Consider the following 16,326-nt stretch of genomic DNA (forward strand, 5'->3'; position numbering starts at 1 on the left):
TCACGGGCGCTCCTGATTGCCCGGCAACTCCAGCGTCTGCATCAAGTCGTCAGCATCCGAGCCGATGGGGAATCTGAAACCATACATTTCATCGGTGGCCAGGATCTCGGCAAGCGTGTCGCGCAGCTGCATCTCCGTAGGCGAGCCGCGCAGCAGTTTGTGCGCGGCTAATAACACCTGCGAAGCGACTCCTTGAGCGCTCGCGGCATCGATCACAGCAAACAGGATAAATCGCAGGCGGATTTCGCGATCAGTAGGCCAAACCGTTTTTCGCTTACCCAAGGTAGGCACTCATGTTTAAGAAAAGTCCGAGGCTAGGGCTGACCGGGGCGTGGTTCAAGCCGTCCAGGGCATGATAGGCAGTTTCCTACAGAGGAAAGGGAAACACCGCACCCAATGGCCCTGTCACTGCACAGGCAGGAAATTCATCAGCAACAGACTTTGCGCATAATTGAGGCCGATGCGTCGGTAGCGCTCATCGAGTATCTGGGTCAGCAGATCCAAGCGCGCGACGATCTTGCCGAATTCGACGGCGAAACTGAGGTTGCTGCCCTCCTCCGATATTTCATTGGAAAACAGCAGCAACACGCCATTGGCGTCCTGGCGCTGGCCGAGCAACCAGGTGGCTTTCTCGATATTCCGTGCGGCGTTGCTGACAAACTGCGGGTTGATCGAGTCGGTCACATAAAATTGCGTGCGCCCACCGTGTGCGGTCACCAGCATGCTGCCGATCGCGTAGATGAACGCCCCCACCCGATCACCCCGAAACTCCGGGCTCAGGGAGTAACTCAAGGCCGCCAGATCACGACGTTCCCCCAGCGCAGGCAATGGCTGACGGTTTTCGATAGCCTGGCGAATAGTGCGCGCAGCAGTTACCGCATCCGGATAACCGGACTGGCGCCACTGGCTGGGGTTGCGCAGGTAAAGCTTGCTCATCAGCAGATAAAGGCTTTGCAGGTTGTCGCGCATGCCCAGGGTGGCCATGCGATCAACGCTGGTTTGAAAAAACTCATCGGGCTTGCCATCGCTGAACTGCCTGGCAATGTCGCGCCCCTGTTGCTGGCTGCAACCGACGGCACACAGCGCCAGTATCGCAACCAGCCACCGCGGCCATCGGGTGATAAAAACAGTTAGCGTTCGATGCATCGGTACCGGATCTGTGGCTGTTGGCCACCCGCAGGATATGGGTGGCTGGGACAGAGGTAGATCAGGAGAATGGAAAAAAGTGCAGCCCTGGGGGCCAGATAAGCATCGGACTACAGCCCCGGCCTTCAACTATTAAACGTGTAGAAAATTTGAATTAGCGAGTTGCCCCCTCAGTCAAGAATTATGAACGCAGTAAATCTGACGAGGTAACAGCAATGACTATCCAGGCAGAGACACTCGTAGAACTGACCGAAGCGCTGAAAAAGCGCGGCCTGAATCTGGTTTCAGATGTGCACTTCACCCGCGCGCCCTATCGGCATAATCACCGCTGGATCTGCACGGTCGAGTAACGACCCCATCAAACCTCTGGGTCGGGAGCCGCTTGCAACGTCGAGGCAATCAGATCGCGCAGCCACCGATGGGCGGGATCGCGGTGCAGCTGCTCGGGCCATAACATGAGCATTTCAAAACCCGGAATGGCCAGTGGAGGTGCTTGCACGTGCAGTGCTGGCTCATCCCGCACCAGCCTTTCCGGCACCACCGCAACCAGGTCGCTGTGCGCCAAGGCTGAGACGAGCGAGTTGAAATTGGACACTGACAATACAACGCGTCGCTCCAGCCCTTTAGCGGCCAGCGCCTGGTCGGTACTCCCAACGAACCCGCCGCCATTGGGTGACATCACGGCATGTTCAAGGCCGCAGAACGCTTTGAGCGATAGCTTCGTCGCCAAAGCGGGATGACCGCGCCGCCCGGCCAGCACATAGCGTTCGTGAACCAGAGACCGCTGACGCAGTTTTGGCGGAGCATCATCGCGCGTGTGCAAGGCCAGATCGAGCTGACCGCTTTCCAGATCGTTAGCGAGGCTGACGGGATGTTTGTTCAGCAATGCCAAGCGGGTATTCGGAGCCAGGCGCCTGAGCAGGGCCAGTGACGGCCAGACCAAAGCCGTCGCGGCGTAATCACTGGCCGCCACCTTCCATGTCTGATCAGACAGTGCGGGCTCAAACGTGCCGCCAGGACTCAGCGCGCCTTCCAACGCGACCAACGCGTCACGCAGCGGCCCGCGCAATTCACGGGCACGCTCGGTAGGCGACATCCCTCGGGGGCCGGGCAGCAACAATGGATCGTCGAGAAGTTCTCGCAGCCGCCCCAGTTGCAGGCTGACGGTCGATTGCGCGAGATTGAGCAAGCGCGCTGCCCGTGTCACGTTTTGCTCAGACAACAGCGCATCCAGCGTGACCAGCAAATTGAGATCCAGACGTCGCAAGGTATTGTGCATGTAAATACCATATGGTTCGGAAATTCATTTCTATCATACCGCGTGGGTCGCTACGGTGAGGTATACATCCACTCGGAGCCCACCATGAAGCTGCTACTGATCTACGCCCATCCTGAACCTCGCTCGCTCAATGGCGCTCTCAGGGATTTCGCGATCGCCCACCTGGAAGCCGCAGGCCATGAGGTCAAGGTCTCCGATCTATACGCCATGCGTTGGAAAGCGCCCATCGATACGGACGACGCCCCCGGCTATGACGACGCAACCCCCTTCAATCCGGCCATGGAATCGCAACGTGTATTTGCCGCCGGCACCCAACCGGCAGACATCGAGCAAGAGCAGGCCAAACTGCGATGGGCGGACGCCGTGATCTTTCAATTTCCACTGTGGTGGTTCTCGATGCCCGCGATCCTCAAGGGCTGGGTCGAACGCGTCTACGCCTACGGATTTGCCTACGGTGTCGGCGAACACAGCGAAAGCCACTGGGGCGACCGCTACGGCGAAGGCAGCATGACTGGAAAGCGCGCGATGCTGGTGGTCAGCATGGGCGGTTGGGAGTCCCACTACAGTGGTCGAGGGGTGAACGGTGCGCTGGATGACCTGCTATTCCCTATCCAGCATGGGGTGCTCTTCTATCCTGGATTCACCGTTGTGCCGCCCTTCCCCATCTATAAAACCAGCAAAATGGACGCCGCCCGGTTCGAACAGCTATGCACAGCCTATGCTGCTCGGTTGGACAACCTGTTCATTGATCAGCCGTTGGCATTTCGTCGCCAGAATGCCGGGGACTATGACATTCCGGCATTGACACTCAAACCCCATCTTGCGCCCGGCCGTCATGATTTGGGCATTCATATCGATATCGATGGGGGCGTCACGTCAGGAAACTAGCGTCTTTCGGGCCTACCCCGGTCCGCCCATACACTGCGCAGTACTGCAGAGTAATGCTCCGGCGTGTTTGACAAGGCTTCGCCACTCATCACTCGAGATGAGGTCGGCTCGCTCCATGGCGTCAGCCCGCCGCAGCAATTCGAAGTATTTAACTTCCGCATCCATTCGATTTCCGCCCAGTGCAGAAAGCTCGCGCCATGCTGTCAGGGTCAGTCTTCGCTGCGCCTCTCTCATGGGAGCCTCTATCTCGATTGCTGGTGAATTCAGCATAGTCGCGGTGGCGAGTCTCAGATCTGGCTTTAGACCAATGGAGCCGCTAAGCAGGCGGTGGAGGTCGTGCCCGACGGCAACTACCTTCGAAGCGGTAGGTAGGTCGACTCATGGCTTTGCACAGCGAAAAGCAAGACTTGAATGAGGTTGGTAATAACGTACGTGGTGCTCTTTTTCCTAATAGGTGAAAACGCTGGGCACATTAAGCAGGGCTTGGCGGGATTGAGTCCGAGCGTTTCGCGTTGGCAAAGCTCATATTCAGCATGTACAGCTACAAGAATTTAACTGCGTTCTCGGACAATCAATACTTATAACCAAAATCCATGCAAAATTTTTCTTTACGAAAAATCATCACATGGGTGTCACAATCCACTGCTACGCTGTTTGTGTCAGAGGGCAGGATCGCCCACTTGGGAGCTATTAAACGGCCCACTGGACGCCAGGGAATATTCTGAGGACAGAATTATGGGCGGTACTGATGCAGTGATCTCTGATAATCACTGAACTGCAAAACATGGAGTTGTTATGATAGTTTTAGGAATTACTAACAATGATTTATCAGGTGCTTGCTTGGTCCGCGACGACCGAATCCTCTCGGCGGTGAGTGAAGAACGTTTTACCCGCATCAAAGATGACAAAGTCTGGCCTGCGCAATCTATTTCATTTGTACTAGGTGAGGCGGGTGTAAGTTTAGAGGACGTAGACTATGTCGCCTATGGCTGGAACGCAGGCTTCACAGCTGAAAAGCACTTACCATTATATTTCGATCGCATTGTAGATGAAGTCAAGAACAACCCTGATGGGCTACCTCTTTTTCGAAAACGTATTACTGACGAAATCACCAACGACAAAGAAAAAAGAGCTGAATTCGATAAGTTTATCGCAGATAACGCGCTGTCCGCATACTACATAGACCACCATGAATGTCACGCTTTGGGTGCTTATGTATGCTCCCCCTTTGATGAAGCTTTAACCTTAACATGTGATGGGCGAGGTGATTTTCAATCACTGACGCTAACGCATTACACACCCGACGAAACTACGGTATTACAGCGTGAAACAAGCGTTGATAGCTTGGGGTACTTCTACGGACGCATCACCCATCTGCTAGGTTACAAACCTAATCGTCATGAAGGCAAGATCACAGGCTTAGCTGCATTCGGCGATCCTGAGAAACTGCTTAGCGTAATGCAACAAATGATTAATGTTGAGGACGGGCGAATTAGAGCCAAATGCGGAGATCTTTTCCTGCCTTCATATAATGGTTATAGCGATACATTACAAAGTTTACTGGCCAAGGAAAAACCGGAAGATATCGCAGCCGCCGTTCAACGCCATGTCGAAGACATGCTAGTTAAAGTCGTAACTTACCATCTAGAAAAGATAGGGAGTAGTAACCTTTGCTTGGCGGGTGGTGTATTTGGCAACGTGAAGCTTAACCAGCGGTTACGAGAAATCCCTAACGTGCGTAACGTTTATGTGCTGCCATGCATGGGAGACGGCGGCCTGGCATTGGCTGCTGCAGTGGGGGCTGCTTACTTAGAAAAGGGTACACGATTCAAAAACCCGGTGATGACGCTGGGCCCAGCGGCACGTAGTGTTTCACAAAACATAAACCTGATAAATCGTGACTACCCTGAATTGGGTTATCACAATCCGACTAATATCATTGAAACGCTCGTAGATGCTTTAATGGAAAACCAAGTTCTAGGAATGTTCAAAGGAAAAATGGAATTTGGTCCGAGGTCGTTATGCAACAGGAGTATCGTTTACCATGCCAAAGATGCTGATGTGAACGACTGGCTCAACAAACGGATGCACCGAACTGAGTTTATGCCGTTTGGCCCAGTGACAGCTGTCGAGCAGGCCGCCGAATGCTATATCGACTGGTCCGAAGAGCATATTGCCGCTGATACCATGACGATGACATATGATTGCCATCCGCAGTTTATCGAGGCCAGCCCTGCTGTCGTGCATATTGACGGTACTGCTAGACCACAGGTAATTCGTCCTGAAGCGGATGGCTTTATGCACAAGCTTCTAAATGCCTGGCACTCCCGAACAGGGCAATCTGCTTTGATAAACACTTCCTTCAATCGTCATGAAGAGCCGATTGTATGCTCTTCACAAGATGCCTTGGCTGCCCTTAAAGACGGCATGGTCGATTTGGTAGTTATGAGCGAGTCGTTAATCATATGGCGTAAAAACAAGAACAGTTTCGCATTACAGCGCTTTGAGTAAAACCGATGCGCTTAGGGGCTTCCTGAAGCCCCTTTTTTTCAAGATTGGTGTTCAACTGTTTTATTTGGTGACCCGATGTACATGATATTTTTTGGTTTTTTTGCAGCCGAGGGCATTATCTATCCATTCTGGCCAACTTGGCTAGATACTTTAGGATTTGGTACCAGTCAGATAGGTTTGCTGATCGCGGCAGCTTATTGGCCTCAAATTGTAACAGGGGTATTAATTACTTACGTCGCGGACTGGCGCGTAGATCAAATTTACTTGGCCGCACTATTAAGTTTTTCAGCAGCCATTAGTACTCTGCTGTTTTATTTTCTACCTCCCTCTCTATTCACTTTTATCGCGCTGAGCATTTCGTTTGGCGGACTATGGATGGTCGTGCTGCCTCTGTCCGAGTCGTATCTGCTCAAACGAGACAAACAGTCCATTCAAAATTACGGTTGGGTAAGAGCGGTTGGCTCTTCAGCCTTTATTTTAACGTCGACACTTGGTGGTGTTTTTTTTACTATTTATGGACTTTCCTGGGTGCCTGTCATCGTTGCCGCAAGCATGATTTTTACAGCGCTAAGTTGCTTATGGTTGAGATATCGAATTCCAAATATAAACTTCTCTGGCAATACTCAGATCGTTAAAAAACCAGATTGGAGACGGCTATTCGAAAACAAAATACTGCTACTTGCAATCGCCTCTGCCAGTATAATTCAATTAAGCCACACACTATATTTTGCCACAGCCTCAATAAATTGGGGAATCAAAGGTTACTCATCAACTACAATCGGATTATTTTGGTCAGTCGCTGTAATTGCTGAAATCACATACTTTGCGTTCTCAAATAAAATTTTAAACTTTTTCTCTCCGCTATCCATTGTAGTTCTGTCCAGTATATGTGCATCCCTTCGCTGGGCGTTTTTCTCTAATAGCGATACCCTATCACTAATCATTATAGGGCAATGCATGCACGCGCTGAGTTTTGCTGCTTATCACACGGCGATTATGCGCTTTATCCGAGATCACGCTCCGCAAGACGTACAGACTTTAACGCAGGGAGTCTATTATTCTTTCGCAGTAGCAATACCGATGGGGGTGGCCACGCCTTTTTCCGGCTACCTTTACGAGATAATACCCAATGGCTCTTTTTATGTAATGGCCATTATAGCCTTAATCGGCGCGCTGCTAGCTTTAATCGCTCATCAAAAAATGCGGAACTCTAAACATGATGACACACACATTTACAGCGGTCTGTTTTGATATGGACGGTGTTCTTATTCAGTCACGGCAAGTTATTGAGCATGCCTGGACGAGCGTGGCACGGGAATACGGAGTTGAAATCAGCCAAGATTTTATCCATGAACACATCCATGGCCGACCAGGGAGTATACGCTTCACGCGCTCTTTCCTAACTTTAATCAGCTCACTCGCAGCATTATCAAAAAACAAGTAGATGCTGCTGAAGAGGTAGCGGTCTGTTTGTTGGTACCTGGGGTGAGAGAGCTAATTTCTCAATTGCGGGAACGCTCAGTTCCGTTGGCATTGGTGACTAGTAGTTGGCCCGCTCGTATCGCCTACGTGCTCGAACAACATGGCTTGGAAACTAGCTTTGACTGTAGAGTCTCACGCGAGGACGTCAGCAATGGAAAGCCAGCTCCTGATTGTTATCAGCTAGCGGCTCGAAAACTAAACACCCCCATAAATGAGTGCTTGGTCTTCGAAGACTCCGTAAGCGGTGTGCAGTCGGCGGTAAGCAGTGGCGCATGGTGTATCGGTATCGGCAATGACGTTTCGCTAAGCAACTACGGCGCTAAGGCTGTGTATACTGACTTTACCACGCTGCCAACAATCGAACGTTTGACACCAACCTCCCTTTTTAATGACAAATTCTTGATTCTCGGCAACCATAGCTCTAGGAGATTACCTTCTTAATGACATCAACACTAAAGTACGCCGCTATTCTTTGGGAGTTCTTATCTGAAGGACGTCAGCATGAGAACTGTGATTTGTTAGTAGTCTGTGGATCGTACGATCTTCGTGTCTGCGATTACGCTTGCGAATTGCTTCGCAAGGGAGTAGCTGGACATTTATTGTTCACAGGCAATACCGGCAACTGGACTAGACATTTATGGGATAAGACTGAAGCCGAAATTTTTGCTCAGCGCGCGCTAGATCTCGGAGTTTTACATGAGCAATTCAGCTTAGAAAAACGAGCCACTAACTTTGCTGAAAATATTGCCTTTACCAAAGAAATGTTTCCACAAATAAAGAGCGCTACTTTTCTTACCAAGCCAAACTCAATCCGCCGAGTAAGGTTGACTTTACCTGTCCAGTGGGCGGGCCTTGACGCTTGGGTTGATGCGCCGAGGTATTGTTTCCCTGAGCAAACTTCCAATCAGGTGGGGGTGCTCGGATTAATCGATGAAATGGTGGGGGATATACAGCGTATTATGCTGTATCCAAAAAAGGGATTTCAGATCGAAGAAGAATTACCGGAAAAAATCCTAGCGGCCTGGAAGTACTTAATTGAGCAGGGATTTAAAAACCACCTTATTGGTTAGTATGGCGGAATAGAAGAGATAGGCCATGGCAGCAGAACCGCAGAAAGATCGCTTGGCCAAGTCTGCCAGGACGCGCGTGGCGAATGCCGAAGAGGAATTGAGGCTCGGGGTTAGCCCAGGCACCCGGCAGGCCCTGGCCGCCCTGATGGAATGGTCAGGCATTACTGAGCAGCTCGAGGCGATGACGCTGATGATTCATCACCTTCATGCACTGGGCTCAGCTAAGTGCCTGCCACTCTTGAATCCGCCGCGCCACGAAATTGCGCCGACCCCAGAAACGCAAAAGCCCCGCAGTGCGGGGCTTTCGTGTGAATCTTGGCGGGAAACCAGGGATTCGAACCCTGGAGACGCTATTAACGTTCGCCGGTTTTCAAGACCGCTATTCAAAAGTAGGCGGTGCGCAGCTTTGCGGACCGTTGGCGTTCCGTTACTCATGGCAACAGATCAAGCTACAGGCCGCATTCTATAGGAGGTGATTGTTGAGTTTGGGAACTGTTATGCACTCCCCCCGGCTTCCTGCCGAATGAACGCAAACCAAAGAAATGTCTAAGGCTTACCAAATACATCGTGACTGGTTTCAGTCCCAGAGTTTGTAAAAGCGTTGGGCCGTTAGTAGCCTCTCATCCGATGTCGAGCGAGATAATTAAGGACATCGACAAGAAAATAAATATCCATCATATACATACGGACATGGCCATCACGCGGACAGCGGGACCAGATAAATTTAGCTGGCATACCTGCTGCGCTAAACCCCTGGCTACATTCATTCCTGCTTGATAATCGTGAATACCATCTGTCGCCGTAACAACTTTTTCAACAATACTCAATATTGAAGACAGTACAGTTCGCTGCACCAAACTTATAGCTTCTCCCTCTCCGATCTGTCTTGACACTCTACCGATAACACGGAACCGTCCATCTGTTAATTTGGCCTTTATAGATAGCGCATCTGCATCGGCCAGGTCTACATCCAAAACACCAATTTGCTTACCCGTAGTAGGACAAGACATTAACATCTCAAGCTGACCAGATTTAAGATAATCCCCCTCGAGTTCGGCGAGAACATTTGCAATCAACTCCTCATATTTTTTAATATCATCCTTAAGCTTTTTATTTCCAAAAACCTTTTGATTTATTTTCTCACCAAAATTTTGGAGCACCTGACAAATTAATGGCGCGGAAATTTTCAACGCCTCAAGTATGGAATAAAAATCAACAGGCTTAAGAACAACGTCGAGCTGAACAAAACTTGAAGAACTTGAAGACTCACTTACCTTAAAATCATGATTTATCAGTTCTCGCTCATTTAACTCATCGATGAGAGTCATATGCAACCCCCCATCGTATAACGCCGGGCTGTCTTTGTAGTTGAAGTGGACTCCTTGGCGAGTTCTCCACCTCCGGAGACAGGAGATATCAACTCATTTAGAAATTTAAACCCAAGACTTATATTCAGTTTGCCTGAGGTCTTTTTCCCTTCCTGCGCCTCCGACTCCATAGCGACACCTTTGAAAAGATAGGCAGCACAATTCAATACCATCTTTTCATTTAAATAAACAGGTTCCATATATGAATTCACGACAACCTCTAATTCTTGAGTTTTTGGCAAAAGACATTTTTCACGCAGCGCCAAGTGAACATTATCAGTTCTACGAACTTACGCCAGCAATATGCCACCTCCTAGACCGAAAGTCGTATGCCGCCTCAGACGCGGTCCAGTTCCATGGCTTCAGCAAGAGCTACTGAAAGGCCCAGGCTGTCAATTTCGGCACCCACTGCATTACGAGCACGCTGTGCACCGGCAGCATTTTTGACTAAGCGCAATCCTTCATGCCGCTGCTATGCTTAGGATTTTAAATGAGGCAGCGACCATGGCACGTGAATTCATTCGCGGATGTGCTTGAAAGAATGTACGAAAATCAGCTTGCGCTTGAAGCAGCACTTATGGAACTCACGCTTCAAAGCGAAACGCGAGGATCACCTGAGGTCGGCGAAAATGTACGTGGCGCGTTGTTCGCTATCGGCGAAAACGCAGGTCATATCAAGCAAGGCATAGCGAAGCTACGAACCCAAGACTTTTGATGATGCATACCCCGATTGTGTAGGGGTATATGGTGGATTTTGGGGAATAGGCCCGTGGTTACGGGCTGCGACGCTCGCCCAAGGCAGGTTGCATAAATGCATAATGGGCATTGGATGGCATAGATTGGCGTATGGTTTGCCCCATTTTTGCCCCATCTTAAATTTAATCATTCACTCTCCACGACAGTCGGGTGATGATTGGTCGTCTTGATTTTTAACCACTTTGGCGGGGACAGATCATGAGGCGCCGAAGCCCTACCTTTGCAGCGGTTTCGAAGCAATCCAATCCCCCCTTCGGCCTGACCAGGCAAGCCTAGTTATAGCCAATATAAATCTCTACGGCAGATCTCCTCTCGGTAAACCGCTCACTCACGCAGAGATTTTGGATCTTTTTTAGAGGGTGTGGTAGCACCTCAAAAAATTGATCTTCTCTTTATGCATGGCACTAGGCTATCGTTTGGTCGGACGTACATTCGTATGTCGCTAAGGGACTGAACAATGAAAGGATTACGACATGTCTAGATGCACAGCACCAGTTCGCGGCCATAGCTCAGCAGCAGCGGCGGCTGCGTGTCCTGCATGCCGCTACCATAATAGCTCCCGCTATAACAGTTATGATTCGTCCTATCCCTCATCGGGCGGCAGTACCCGTAATTACGCCAATGCTGGTGGCGGTGGCACTACGCCTGGTAGCGGTTCTAGGCCGCGCTGGTCGAAAGCGGGTTCATCCGTTTCGTACACTCACGCTCAAGTGATGTCACTCACTCCGATCCGCGAAACTGTTGAGACGAGATCTGTGGCTCAGCCCGATCTTCGTGATGTTTTCCTATGCCACGCCTGGGACGACCGACAGGGTGCGGCTAAAGAACTTCACGAGTTGCTCGTGGCAGCGGGTGTCAAAGTCTGGTTCAGCGAAAAGGACCTTGGCCTCGGCGTTCCAATGATGCGTGCGATTGATAGGGGTTTAGCGAACTCGAGAATTGGACTCGTGCTAGTCACCCCTGCGCTTTTAACCCGTCTCCCCAAAGAGAGCGTCGCAGATAAAGAGCTTTCGACACTTTTGGCCGGTAACCAGCTCGTTCCCATTGTACACAACACTACATATGAAGCTCTTCGGAATGTCAGCCCTATGCTTGCCTCCAGAACCGGTTTAGACACCACTGAAGATTCAATGGCAGTAGTCGCGGCGAAAATCGCAGAATTGGTCTCGCTCTGACTCTATTGCACACTGGGCTTGCGACCATAAAAAGACCATTTGCATGTTGATCACCAATTTCTAGTCAACATACATATTTTATCATCGACTACGTATGATAGAAGCAGCCGGTTTACATTTTATACAACTCTATTAAGGCACAGCCATTAACGATGAATATAAATACAGCCATCTCATGCTCTACGTGTGGCGCAGAGACGCATTGCCGTATAGGCATGTCAAACAGAACTTTTCAACCCTTATCCTTTCTATGTGAAGGATGTGGCACAGCTATAGAAATAGATATTAAAGATATGAGAGGGGGCGGCTTACGGAACGCGGTGGAAATCAAATTTGATCGAGAGACCCTCGAACAACAAGATCGCTACTTCATTGATCTACACCTAGACTTTCCGGTGTGGAGTACTTCTTATGTAATGGGTCAAACACCGTACTTGGTCGCAAGCGGAATGGTGGACAAGGATAAAATAGTTATAAAAGGCGTGCCTGCCGTTGAAATATTTCGCATTCGGCTAGACATCCTCAATCATTTTGGAGAACGCTTCAACGAGGTAAAGCAGCTACTTAAACTTTACCCAAGGAACAACAAAGAACTATTCAGAAAAAAAGCCATTGAATTTTTGAAAGAGGATCGTCCCACATCCACCGCCCCCGAGGACATCAACCTTCTACTTTACACAGTGCTCTCACGGGTTTCGTTAGCTTTTTTAGAGCAGGATACAGTTGAAGAAATAACCAGTACCTTCCCACAAATCATCATGCATCTCTCACAGACTCAGCGCAGTCAACTAGATGAATTCTATAACCACATCAAAGAAACGGGGTTTCTTAATAGCCTCCAACGAGACTGCTTAAGTCTATACGGACGAATTTTTGAGATTGAGCTGTATTTGAGGCCAGCTATATTCCTAGACTTCTGCACTGGGCAAGAAGAAAAAAAAAGCTCTGCCAAAGTATCAAAGCTCGGCTTTGAAAACTGCAAAGACATGTACAAAGACCTATCTGAAATAGTTGGCAGACAACTGGCTTTAGTCGCAGGAATAAACAATTTAATTCATCGTAGCAACCATAACTCTTTCTTACCAAGTAAAGACGGCGCCGCACTATCCAGCCTCGACAAATTTGCAAACAAGACGTTATCAGAAAAATTAAAATACCTTGATGATTGCTGGTACAAAATTGACGACGAGCTATTAAATACCGGCGTGCGCAATTCCATTGCGCACTACACATTTGAATACAATGAGGAAGCGCAAATAATTACTTGCTTTCCAAACAAAGAAGGTCTACGCCAAGAAACGAAACTAGAAATAACGTTCTTAAGCTTCATGCGAATGATACTAGTTCAATTCAGAGAAATGCATTACTTACACCACCTCATAAAATCGCTTTACTACTATGAGTATTTGATTCTTAACAAAAAACCATAGAACCCACTTATTAAGAACACACAAAATCCGCAGGCAAAAAATGGACCTTGTAAACGACATCTTAACCACAATGCATTCATTCGACTTTTCGCCACTTGAATCATTAATTGATCTAAACGACCTCCGAAATATCGCAGCCATACTGGGAGTAGCAATTGGACTAACAACAGCAAGCAAAAAATGGGGAAACAAAGCTGTTTACTTTGCAACAGTAGGCGCTTCCTCAAACAGTCCTATAAGCATCACTTCACTTTCAATAACAAACCTTAAAGACAAGCCATTAATAATATACGAAATCAATGTTTTATTTAAAAAATCAAACAGCTATTTTTGCCTTCAAAAATTTGATCCCCCCTTGGTTATCAAAGGGTTAGAAGCTACATCGTTAGAGCCAACTAAGTATTCAAAACTAGAAATCGCACCGAACCCTTTTCTTGAGCTACACTTAAAAATAGAATTTTTCCTTATAACGGACAGCTCTGCCATAAAATGCAAACCGGCTAAATCACCCGATTCCATCGTCTTTAAAAAGATGAAAAAATACAAACAAATAACAGTGTCGAGAAATAAATTCAACAAAAAAATCTACAGTAAAAACACTGAACTAGCTCTTGTCTACATGTATGACGGCGCACAACGTACAAGCTTCCTCCTAAAGACAGGCTTTATCTGCGACGATTGGCCATTTCGTACAAATATGCTCCCGGAAGGATCAATGCGGGACCGTGAATCCATAGCAGAAGCAATCAAAGTAATAGCAGAGCAAAACAAGGTGGACATCAATATAGCTGAAGTACTTTAGCTTGGGCCTTATTCAACCAATCTTCCATAGCTGATCAAGTTTAGTGGTATAGCTTTGGCTCATCATCTCACGGCGCATCCCCCAATCGGGATCCAACGGAACGTTGGCGGAGCGCAGTGCCCCTCTACCCCATCGTTGATTAATTTGGTCCAGCACCGTCATTACCTTGGTTGCCTCAGTCGGCTGCGATATAGCAAACAGATCATCTGTGTACTCACCTGGGTGGCAGAGGTCAAGCAATATTACCTCTGCCTTACTGTACTTGAAGCCTGCTCGAAATATGCGGTCGAGCGCGCCTACCGCGGCGCGAGTAAGAAGCCGGACGTCGTTAGTGGGATAAGGCATATCCACCACTATTCCGTTGGCGTACTTCGCCTCCTCTGGGTTGAACATCCCGGTGCGAATGCACACCCTTACTTTTTTGCACAACGAGTTCTGGGCGCGAAGCTTTTCAGAAGCTCGCATCATGTAGGTGGCCACCGCCTCTTTGATAGGCGGCAGTTCCGTCAACCGCTGGCCGTACATGCGACTGCAGCAGATCTCCTGCTTTGGCGGATCTGGCTCATCCAGCTCCAGGCAAGGTGTACCGCCCAGCTCCCTGGCCGTCTTCTCAATCACAACGCTGAACTTCTTGCGGAGCGTCCAGGGATCCGCCTTAGCCAGGTCCATTGCAGACTTTATGCCCATCGCATCAAGGTGAAGTTTCATCTTGCGGCCAACGCCCCACACCTCCGCCACGTCCGTATTACGCAGCACCCAGTCCCGCTTAACCGGGTCGGTGATATTGACCACACCCCCGGTCTGCGATTGCAGACGCTTCGCGGTGTGGTTTGCCAGCTTCGCCAGCGTCTTTGTATGAGCAATACCCACACCAACAGGTATGCCGGTGCAGCGCAGTACCTGGGCGCGGATCTGTCGGCCTAACGCATCCAACCCACTGATACCGGTCAAATCGGCGAAAGCCTCATCAATGCTGTAAACCTCAACTGCCGGCACCAACGCCTCGATCAGGCTCATCACGCGCTCGCTCATGTCGCCGTACAGTGCATAGTTGGAGGAGAACGGCACAATGCCGTGTTGCTTGAGCTTGTGCTTGATCTGGAAATACGGCTCGCCCATCTTGATGAACGGCTTCGCGTCGTAACTGCGCGCGATGACACAGCCGTCATTATTGCTAAGGACCACGATGGGTACCTTTGCCAAGTCCGGCCGGAAAACCCGCTCGCAACTGGCATAGAAGCTGTTGCAGTCAACAAGCGCAAAGGTCGGTTGCGGCTTAGACATGGCTGCGCACTGTGCTGGTGATCACACCCCAGATTGACAGCTCATCCCCTTCGAGAACGTATCGCGCCGGGTATTTGGGATTTTCTGACAGAAGGACGACCTCCCGGCCGCGCTTACATAGGCGCTTGCAGACGGGCTCATTGTTCAGCAGAGCAACCACCACATGCCCGTGCGCCGGCTCGATGGCACGATCCACCACCGCGAGATCGCCTTCAAAAATACCAATCCCCTGCATGCTTTCTCCGGTGATGGCTACCAGGTACACATGCGGTGCGCGGATATTCAGGACCTCATCCAATGAGATGTGCTGCTCAATATGATCCGCTGCCGGCGAAGGGAAGCCAGCCGGAACCTGAAACGAACACATAGGCAGCTTCACGCCTGCCTCAGCGATAGGACCTAAAATGGTGAAGCTCATGATGCGGCCTTTTACAGACACTGTACGAATGTACAGTTAACTTTGTAGGACGCTTGCGGTCAATTTTTCTGTAGGGGATATCGACAGACGGAGAAGGGCGTATGTGCGGACGATTTGTGCAGTATGAAGGGATGGCAATCTTCATTACTGAGCCCCCAGATGAGATGGGCTGCATATCGATGCAGTCAAATGGGGTATGGGACCGCACGACCGGAGCTAAGGGAAGCAATGGATCTGGCGTATCTGACAGGCCAGCGGCCAGCTGACGTGATCGTAATGCGTAGCGACGACATCGATGGCGATTACTTCTTGGTCACCTAAGGTAAAACAGGACAAAAGCTCAGAATCTTGATGCAAACGGACGCCGGGGAAAACAGCCTCGGGAAATTAGTTCGAGAAATAACAGAAAGAAACGCTCACCACTCATCCAAATACCTGCTGATCAACAAGTACGGGAAGAGGATGACGAAGGGCATGTTGCGCTTACGATGGGACAAGGCAAGGGAACAGGCACAGCAGAACGCACTAGATCAGGGGGGCTCAATGCTCGCAGCAAAAATTGGAGGGTTTCAGTTTCGTGACATTCGGCCCAAGGCCGCATCGGAAATTGTCGATATTGGCGACGCAAGTCTACTGCTGGGACATAGCCGACAGGAGATCACCAAGCGGGTTTACAGGCGGATCGGCGCCACCGCTAAACCCTCCAAATAGACAAAGT

At 49.6% G+C, this 16,326-nt stretch carries 18 protein-coding genes and 1 pseudogene; 12 read left to right on the forward strand and 7 right to left on the reverse strand.

The genetic code is table 11. The features are described 5' to 3' along the window. Together C4J93_RS15675 and C4J93_RS15680 are read right to left on the reverse strand one after the other, a co-directional pair. The gene (locus C4J93_RS15675; RefSeq protein ID WP_124429857.1) at positions 1-282 is read right to left on the reverse strand and encodes a hypothetical protein; all 282 of its coding nucleotides are present in this window, start codon (positions 280-282) and stop codon (positions 1-3) included. Positions 283-405: 123 nt separating this feature from the next. Next, positions 406-1,146, reverse strand: a complete 741-nt coding sequence (locus tag C4J93_RS15680) for a hypothetical protein (RefSeq protein WP_124371034.1) — start codon at positions 1,144-1,146, stop codon at positions 406-408. A gap of 215 nt (positions 1,147-1,361) precedes the next feature. Between C4J93_RS15680 and C4J93_RS27440 the strand changes: the two genes are divergently transcribed. After that, positions 1,362-1,496, forward strand: a complete 135-nt coding sequence (locus tag C4J93_RS27440; protein ID WP_256657416.1) for a hypothetical protein — start codon at positions 1,362-1,364, stop codon at positions 1,494-1,496. 8 nt (positions 1,497-1,504) lie between these two features. On the opposite strand, the gene C4J93_RS15685 is transcribed toward C4J93_RS27440, so the two are convergent. Further along, complete coding sequence (locus C4J93_RS15685; protein ID WP_124429858.1) at positions 1,505-2,425, reverse strand: LysR family transcriptional regulator; 921 nt, start codon at positions 2,423-2,425, stop codon at positions 1,505-1,507. 84 nt (positions 2,426-2,509) lie between these two features. On the opposite strand from C4J93_RS15685, the gene C4J93_RS15690 reads away from it, so the two are divergent. From C4J93_RS15690 to C4J93_RS27445, 6 genes and pseudogenes are all read left to right on the forward strand, one after another. Continuing rightward, positions 2,510-3,313 (forward strand): NAD(P)H-dependent oxidoreductase, encoded by an 804-nt coding sequence (locus C4J93_RS15690; protein WP_124429859.1) that lies wholly within the window; start codon positions 2,510-2,512, stop codon positions 3,311-3,313. Positions 3,314-4,108: 795 nt separating this feature from the next. Then, positions 4,109-5,824 carry a carbamoyltransferase C-terminal domain-containing protein gene (locus C4J93_RS15700; protein ID WP_124429860.1) on the forward strand — a complete coding sequence of 572 codons (1,716 nt, stop codon included), beginning with the start codon at positions 4,109-4,111 and terminating at the stop codon, positions 5,822-5,824. Between the two features lie 75 nt (positions 5,825-5,899). Continuing rightward, positions 5,900-7,075, forward strand: a complete 1,176-nt coding sequence (locus C4J93_RS15705; RefSeq protein ID WP_124429861.1) for an MFS transporter — start codon at positions 5,900-5,902, stop codon at positions 7,073-7,075. 177 nt (positions 7,076-7,252) lie between these two features. Then, on the forward strand, positions 7,253-7,747 hold the full coding sequence (locus tag C4J93_RS15710) for an HAD family hydrolase (RefSeq protein ID WP_372238183.1): 495 nt from the start codon (positions 7,253-7,255) through the stop codon (positions 7,745-7,747). Beyond that, positions 7,747-8,376: a YdcF family protein gene (locus C4J93_RS15715; protein WP_124429862.1), complete on the forward strand. Its 630-nt coding sequence runs from the start codon at positions 7,747-7,749 to the stop codon at positions 8,374-8,376. The genes C4J93_RS15710 and C4J93_RS15715 overlap by 1 nt, the downstream gene beginning before the upstream one ends. A gap of 25 nt (positions 8,377-8,401) precedes the next feature. Next, positions 8,402-8,638 (forward strand): annotated as a pseudogene (locus tag C4J93_RS27445) (hypothetical protein); the annotation flags it as partial. Positions 8,639-9,050: 412 nt separating this feature from the next. Here C4J93_RS27445 and C4J93_RS15725 read toward each other — a convergent pair. Together C4J93_RS15725 and C4J93_RS15730 are read right to left on the reverse strand one after the other, a co-directional pair. Next, entirely contained in the window at positions 9,051-9,704 is a 654-nt protein-coding gene (locus C4J93_RS15725; protein ID WP_124429863.1) for a hypothetical protein, read from the reverse strand. Then, entirely contained in the window at positions 9,701-10,009 is a 309-nt protein-coding gene (locus C4J93_RS15730; RefSeq protein WP_124429864.1) for a hypothetical protein, read from the reverse strand. Before C4J93_RS15730 ends, C4J93_RS15725 begins: the two co-directional genes overlap by 4 nt. A gap of 224 nt (positions 10,010-10,233) precedes the next feature. Here C4J93_RS15730 and C4J93_RS15735 point away from each other — a divergent pair, with 224 nt between their 5' ends. The 4 genes from C4J93_RS15735 (at position 10,234) to C4J93_RS15750 (ending at position 13,906) form a co-directional block, all read left to right on the forward strand. Continuing rightward, a complete protein-coding gene (locus tag C4J93_RS15735; RefSeq protein ID WP_124429865.1) occupies positions 10,234-10,458 on the forward strand; it encodes a hypothetical protein in 225 nt (74 codons plus the stop codon). Positions 10,459-11,212: 754 nt separating this feature from the next. Then, a complete protein-coding gene (locus tag C4J93_RS15740; RefSeq protein WP_256660082.1) occupies positions 11,213-11,674 on the forward strand; it encodes a toll/interleukin-1 receptor domain-containing protein in 462 nt (153 codons plus the stop codon). Positions 11,675-11,994: 320 nt separating this feature from the next. Next, a complete protein-coding gene (locus tag C4J93_RS15745) occupies positions 11,995-13,104 on the forward strand; it encodes a hypothetical protein (protein WP_124429867.1) in 1,110 nt (369 codons plus the stop codon). A gap of 40 nt (positions 13,105-13,144) precedes the next feature. Continuing rightward, positions 13,145-13,906: a hypothetical protein gene (locus tag C4J93_RS15750; protein WP_124429868.1), complete on the forward strand. Its 762-nt coding sequence runs from the start codon at positions 13,145-13,147 to the stop codon at positions 13,904-13,906. Positions 13,907-13,918: 12 nt separating this feature from the next. On the opposite strand, the gene umuC is transcribed toward C4J93_RS15750, so the two are convergent. Next, positions 13,919-15,190 (reverse strand): translesion error-prone DNA polymerase V subunit UmuC, encoded by a 1,272-nt coding sequence (gene umuC / locus C4J93_RS15755; RefSeq protein ID WP_124429869.1) that lies wholly within the window; start codon positions 15,188-15,190, stop codon positions 13,919-13,921. Further along, positions 15,183-15,608 (reverse strand): LexA family transcriptional regulator, encoded by a 426-nt coding sequence (locus tag C4J93_RS15760; protein WP_122749465.1) that lies wholly within the window; start codon positions 15,606-15,608, stop codon positions 15,183-15,185. The genes umuC and C4J93_RS15760 overlap by 8 nt, the downstream gene beginning before the upstream one ends. 351 nt (positions 15,609-15,959) lie before the next feature. On the opposite strand from C4J93_RS15760, the gene C4J93_RS15765 reads away from it, so the two are divergent. Beyond that, positions 15,960-16,319: a hypothetical protein gene (locus C4J93_RS15765; RefSeq protein ID WP_177413536.1), complete on the forward strand. Its 360-nt coding sequence runs from the start codon at positions 15,960-15,962 to the stop codon at positions 16,317-16,319. Positions 16,320-16,326: the final 7 nt, after the last annotated feature.

The sequence above is a fragment of the Pseudomonas sp. R2-37-08W genome (genome assembly GCF_003851705.1).
Classification (GTDB): domain Bacteria; phylum Pseudomonadota; class Gammaproteobacteria; order Pseudomonadales; family Pseudomonadaceae; genus Aquipseudomonas.

Bases quoted from the DNA above. Each gene is read 5' to 3' on its own strand.
- C4J93_RS15765 (WP_177413536.1), top strand. From the start codon at position 15,960: ATGCAAACGGACGCCGGGGAAAACAGCCTCGGGAAATTAGTTCGAGAA.
- C4J93_RS15690 (WP_124429859.1), top strand. From the start codon at position 2,510: ATGAAGCTGCTACTGATCTACGCCCATCCTGAACCTCGCTCGCTCAAT.
- C4J93_RS27440 (WP_256657416.1), top strand. From the start codon at position 1,362: ATGACTATCCAGGCAGAGACACTCGTAGAACTGACCGAAGCGCTGAAA.
- C4J93_RS15705 (WP_124429861.1), top strand. From the start codon at position 5,900: ATGTACATGATATTTTTTGGTTTTTTTGCAGCCGAGGGCATTATCTAT.
- C4J93_RS15760 (WP_122749465.1), bottom strand. From the start codon at position 15,608: ATGAGCTTCACCATTTTAGGTCCTATCGCTGAGGCAGGCGTGAAGCTG.
- C4J93_RS15685 (WP_124429858.1), bottom strand. From the start codon at position 2,425: ATGCACAATACCTTGCGACGTCTGGATCTCAATTTGCTGGTCACGCTG.
- umuC (WP_124429869.1), bottom strand. From the start codon at position 15,190: ATGTCTAAGCCGCAACCGACCTTTGCGCTTGTTGACTGCAACAGCTTC.
- C4J93_RS15740 (WP_256660082.1), top strand. From the start codon at position 11,213: ATGTCACTCACTCCGATCCGCGAAACTGTTGAGACGAGATCTGTGGCT.
- C4J93_RS15750 (WP_124429868.1), top strand. From the start codon at position 13,145: ATGGACCTTGTAAACGACATCTTAACCACAATGCATTCATTCGACTTT.
- C4J93_RS15700 (WP_124429860.1), top strand. From the start codon at position 4,109: ATGATAGTTTTAGGAATTACTAACAATGATTTATCAGGTGCTTGCTTG.
- C4J93_RS15680 (WP_124371034.1), bottom strand. From the start codon at position 1,146: ATGCATCGAACGCTAACTGTTTTTATCACCCGATGGCCGCGGTGGCTG.
- C4J93_RS15725 (WP_124429863.1), bottom strand. From the start codon at position 9,704: ATGACTCTCATCGATGAGTTAAATGAGCGAGAACTGATAAATCATGAT.
- C4J93_RS15735 (WP_124429865.1), top strand. From the start codon at position 10,234: ATGAGGCAGCGACCATGGCACGTGAATTCATTCGCGGATGTGCTTGAA.
- C4J93_RS15715 (WP_124429862.1), top strand. From the start codon at position 7,747: ATGACATCAACACTAAAGTACGCCGCTATTCTTTGGGAGTTCTTATCT.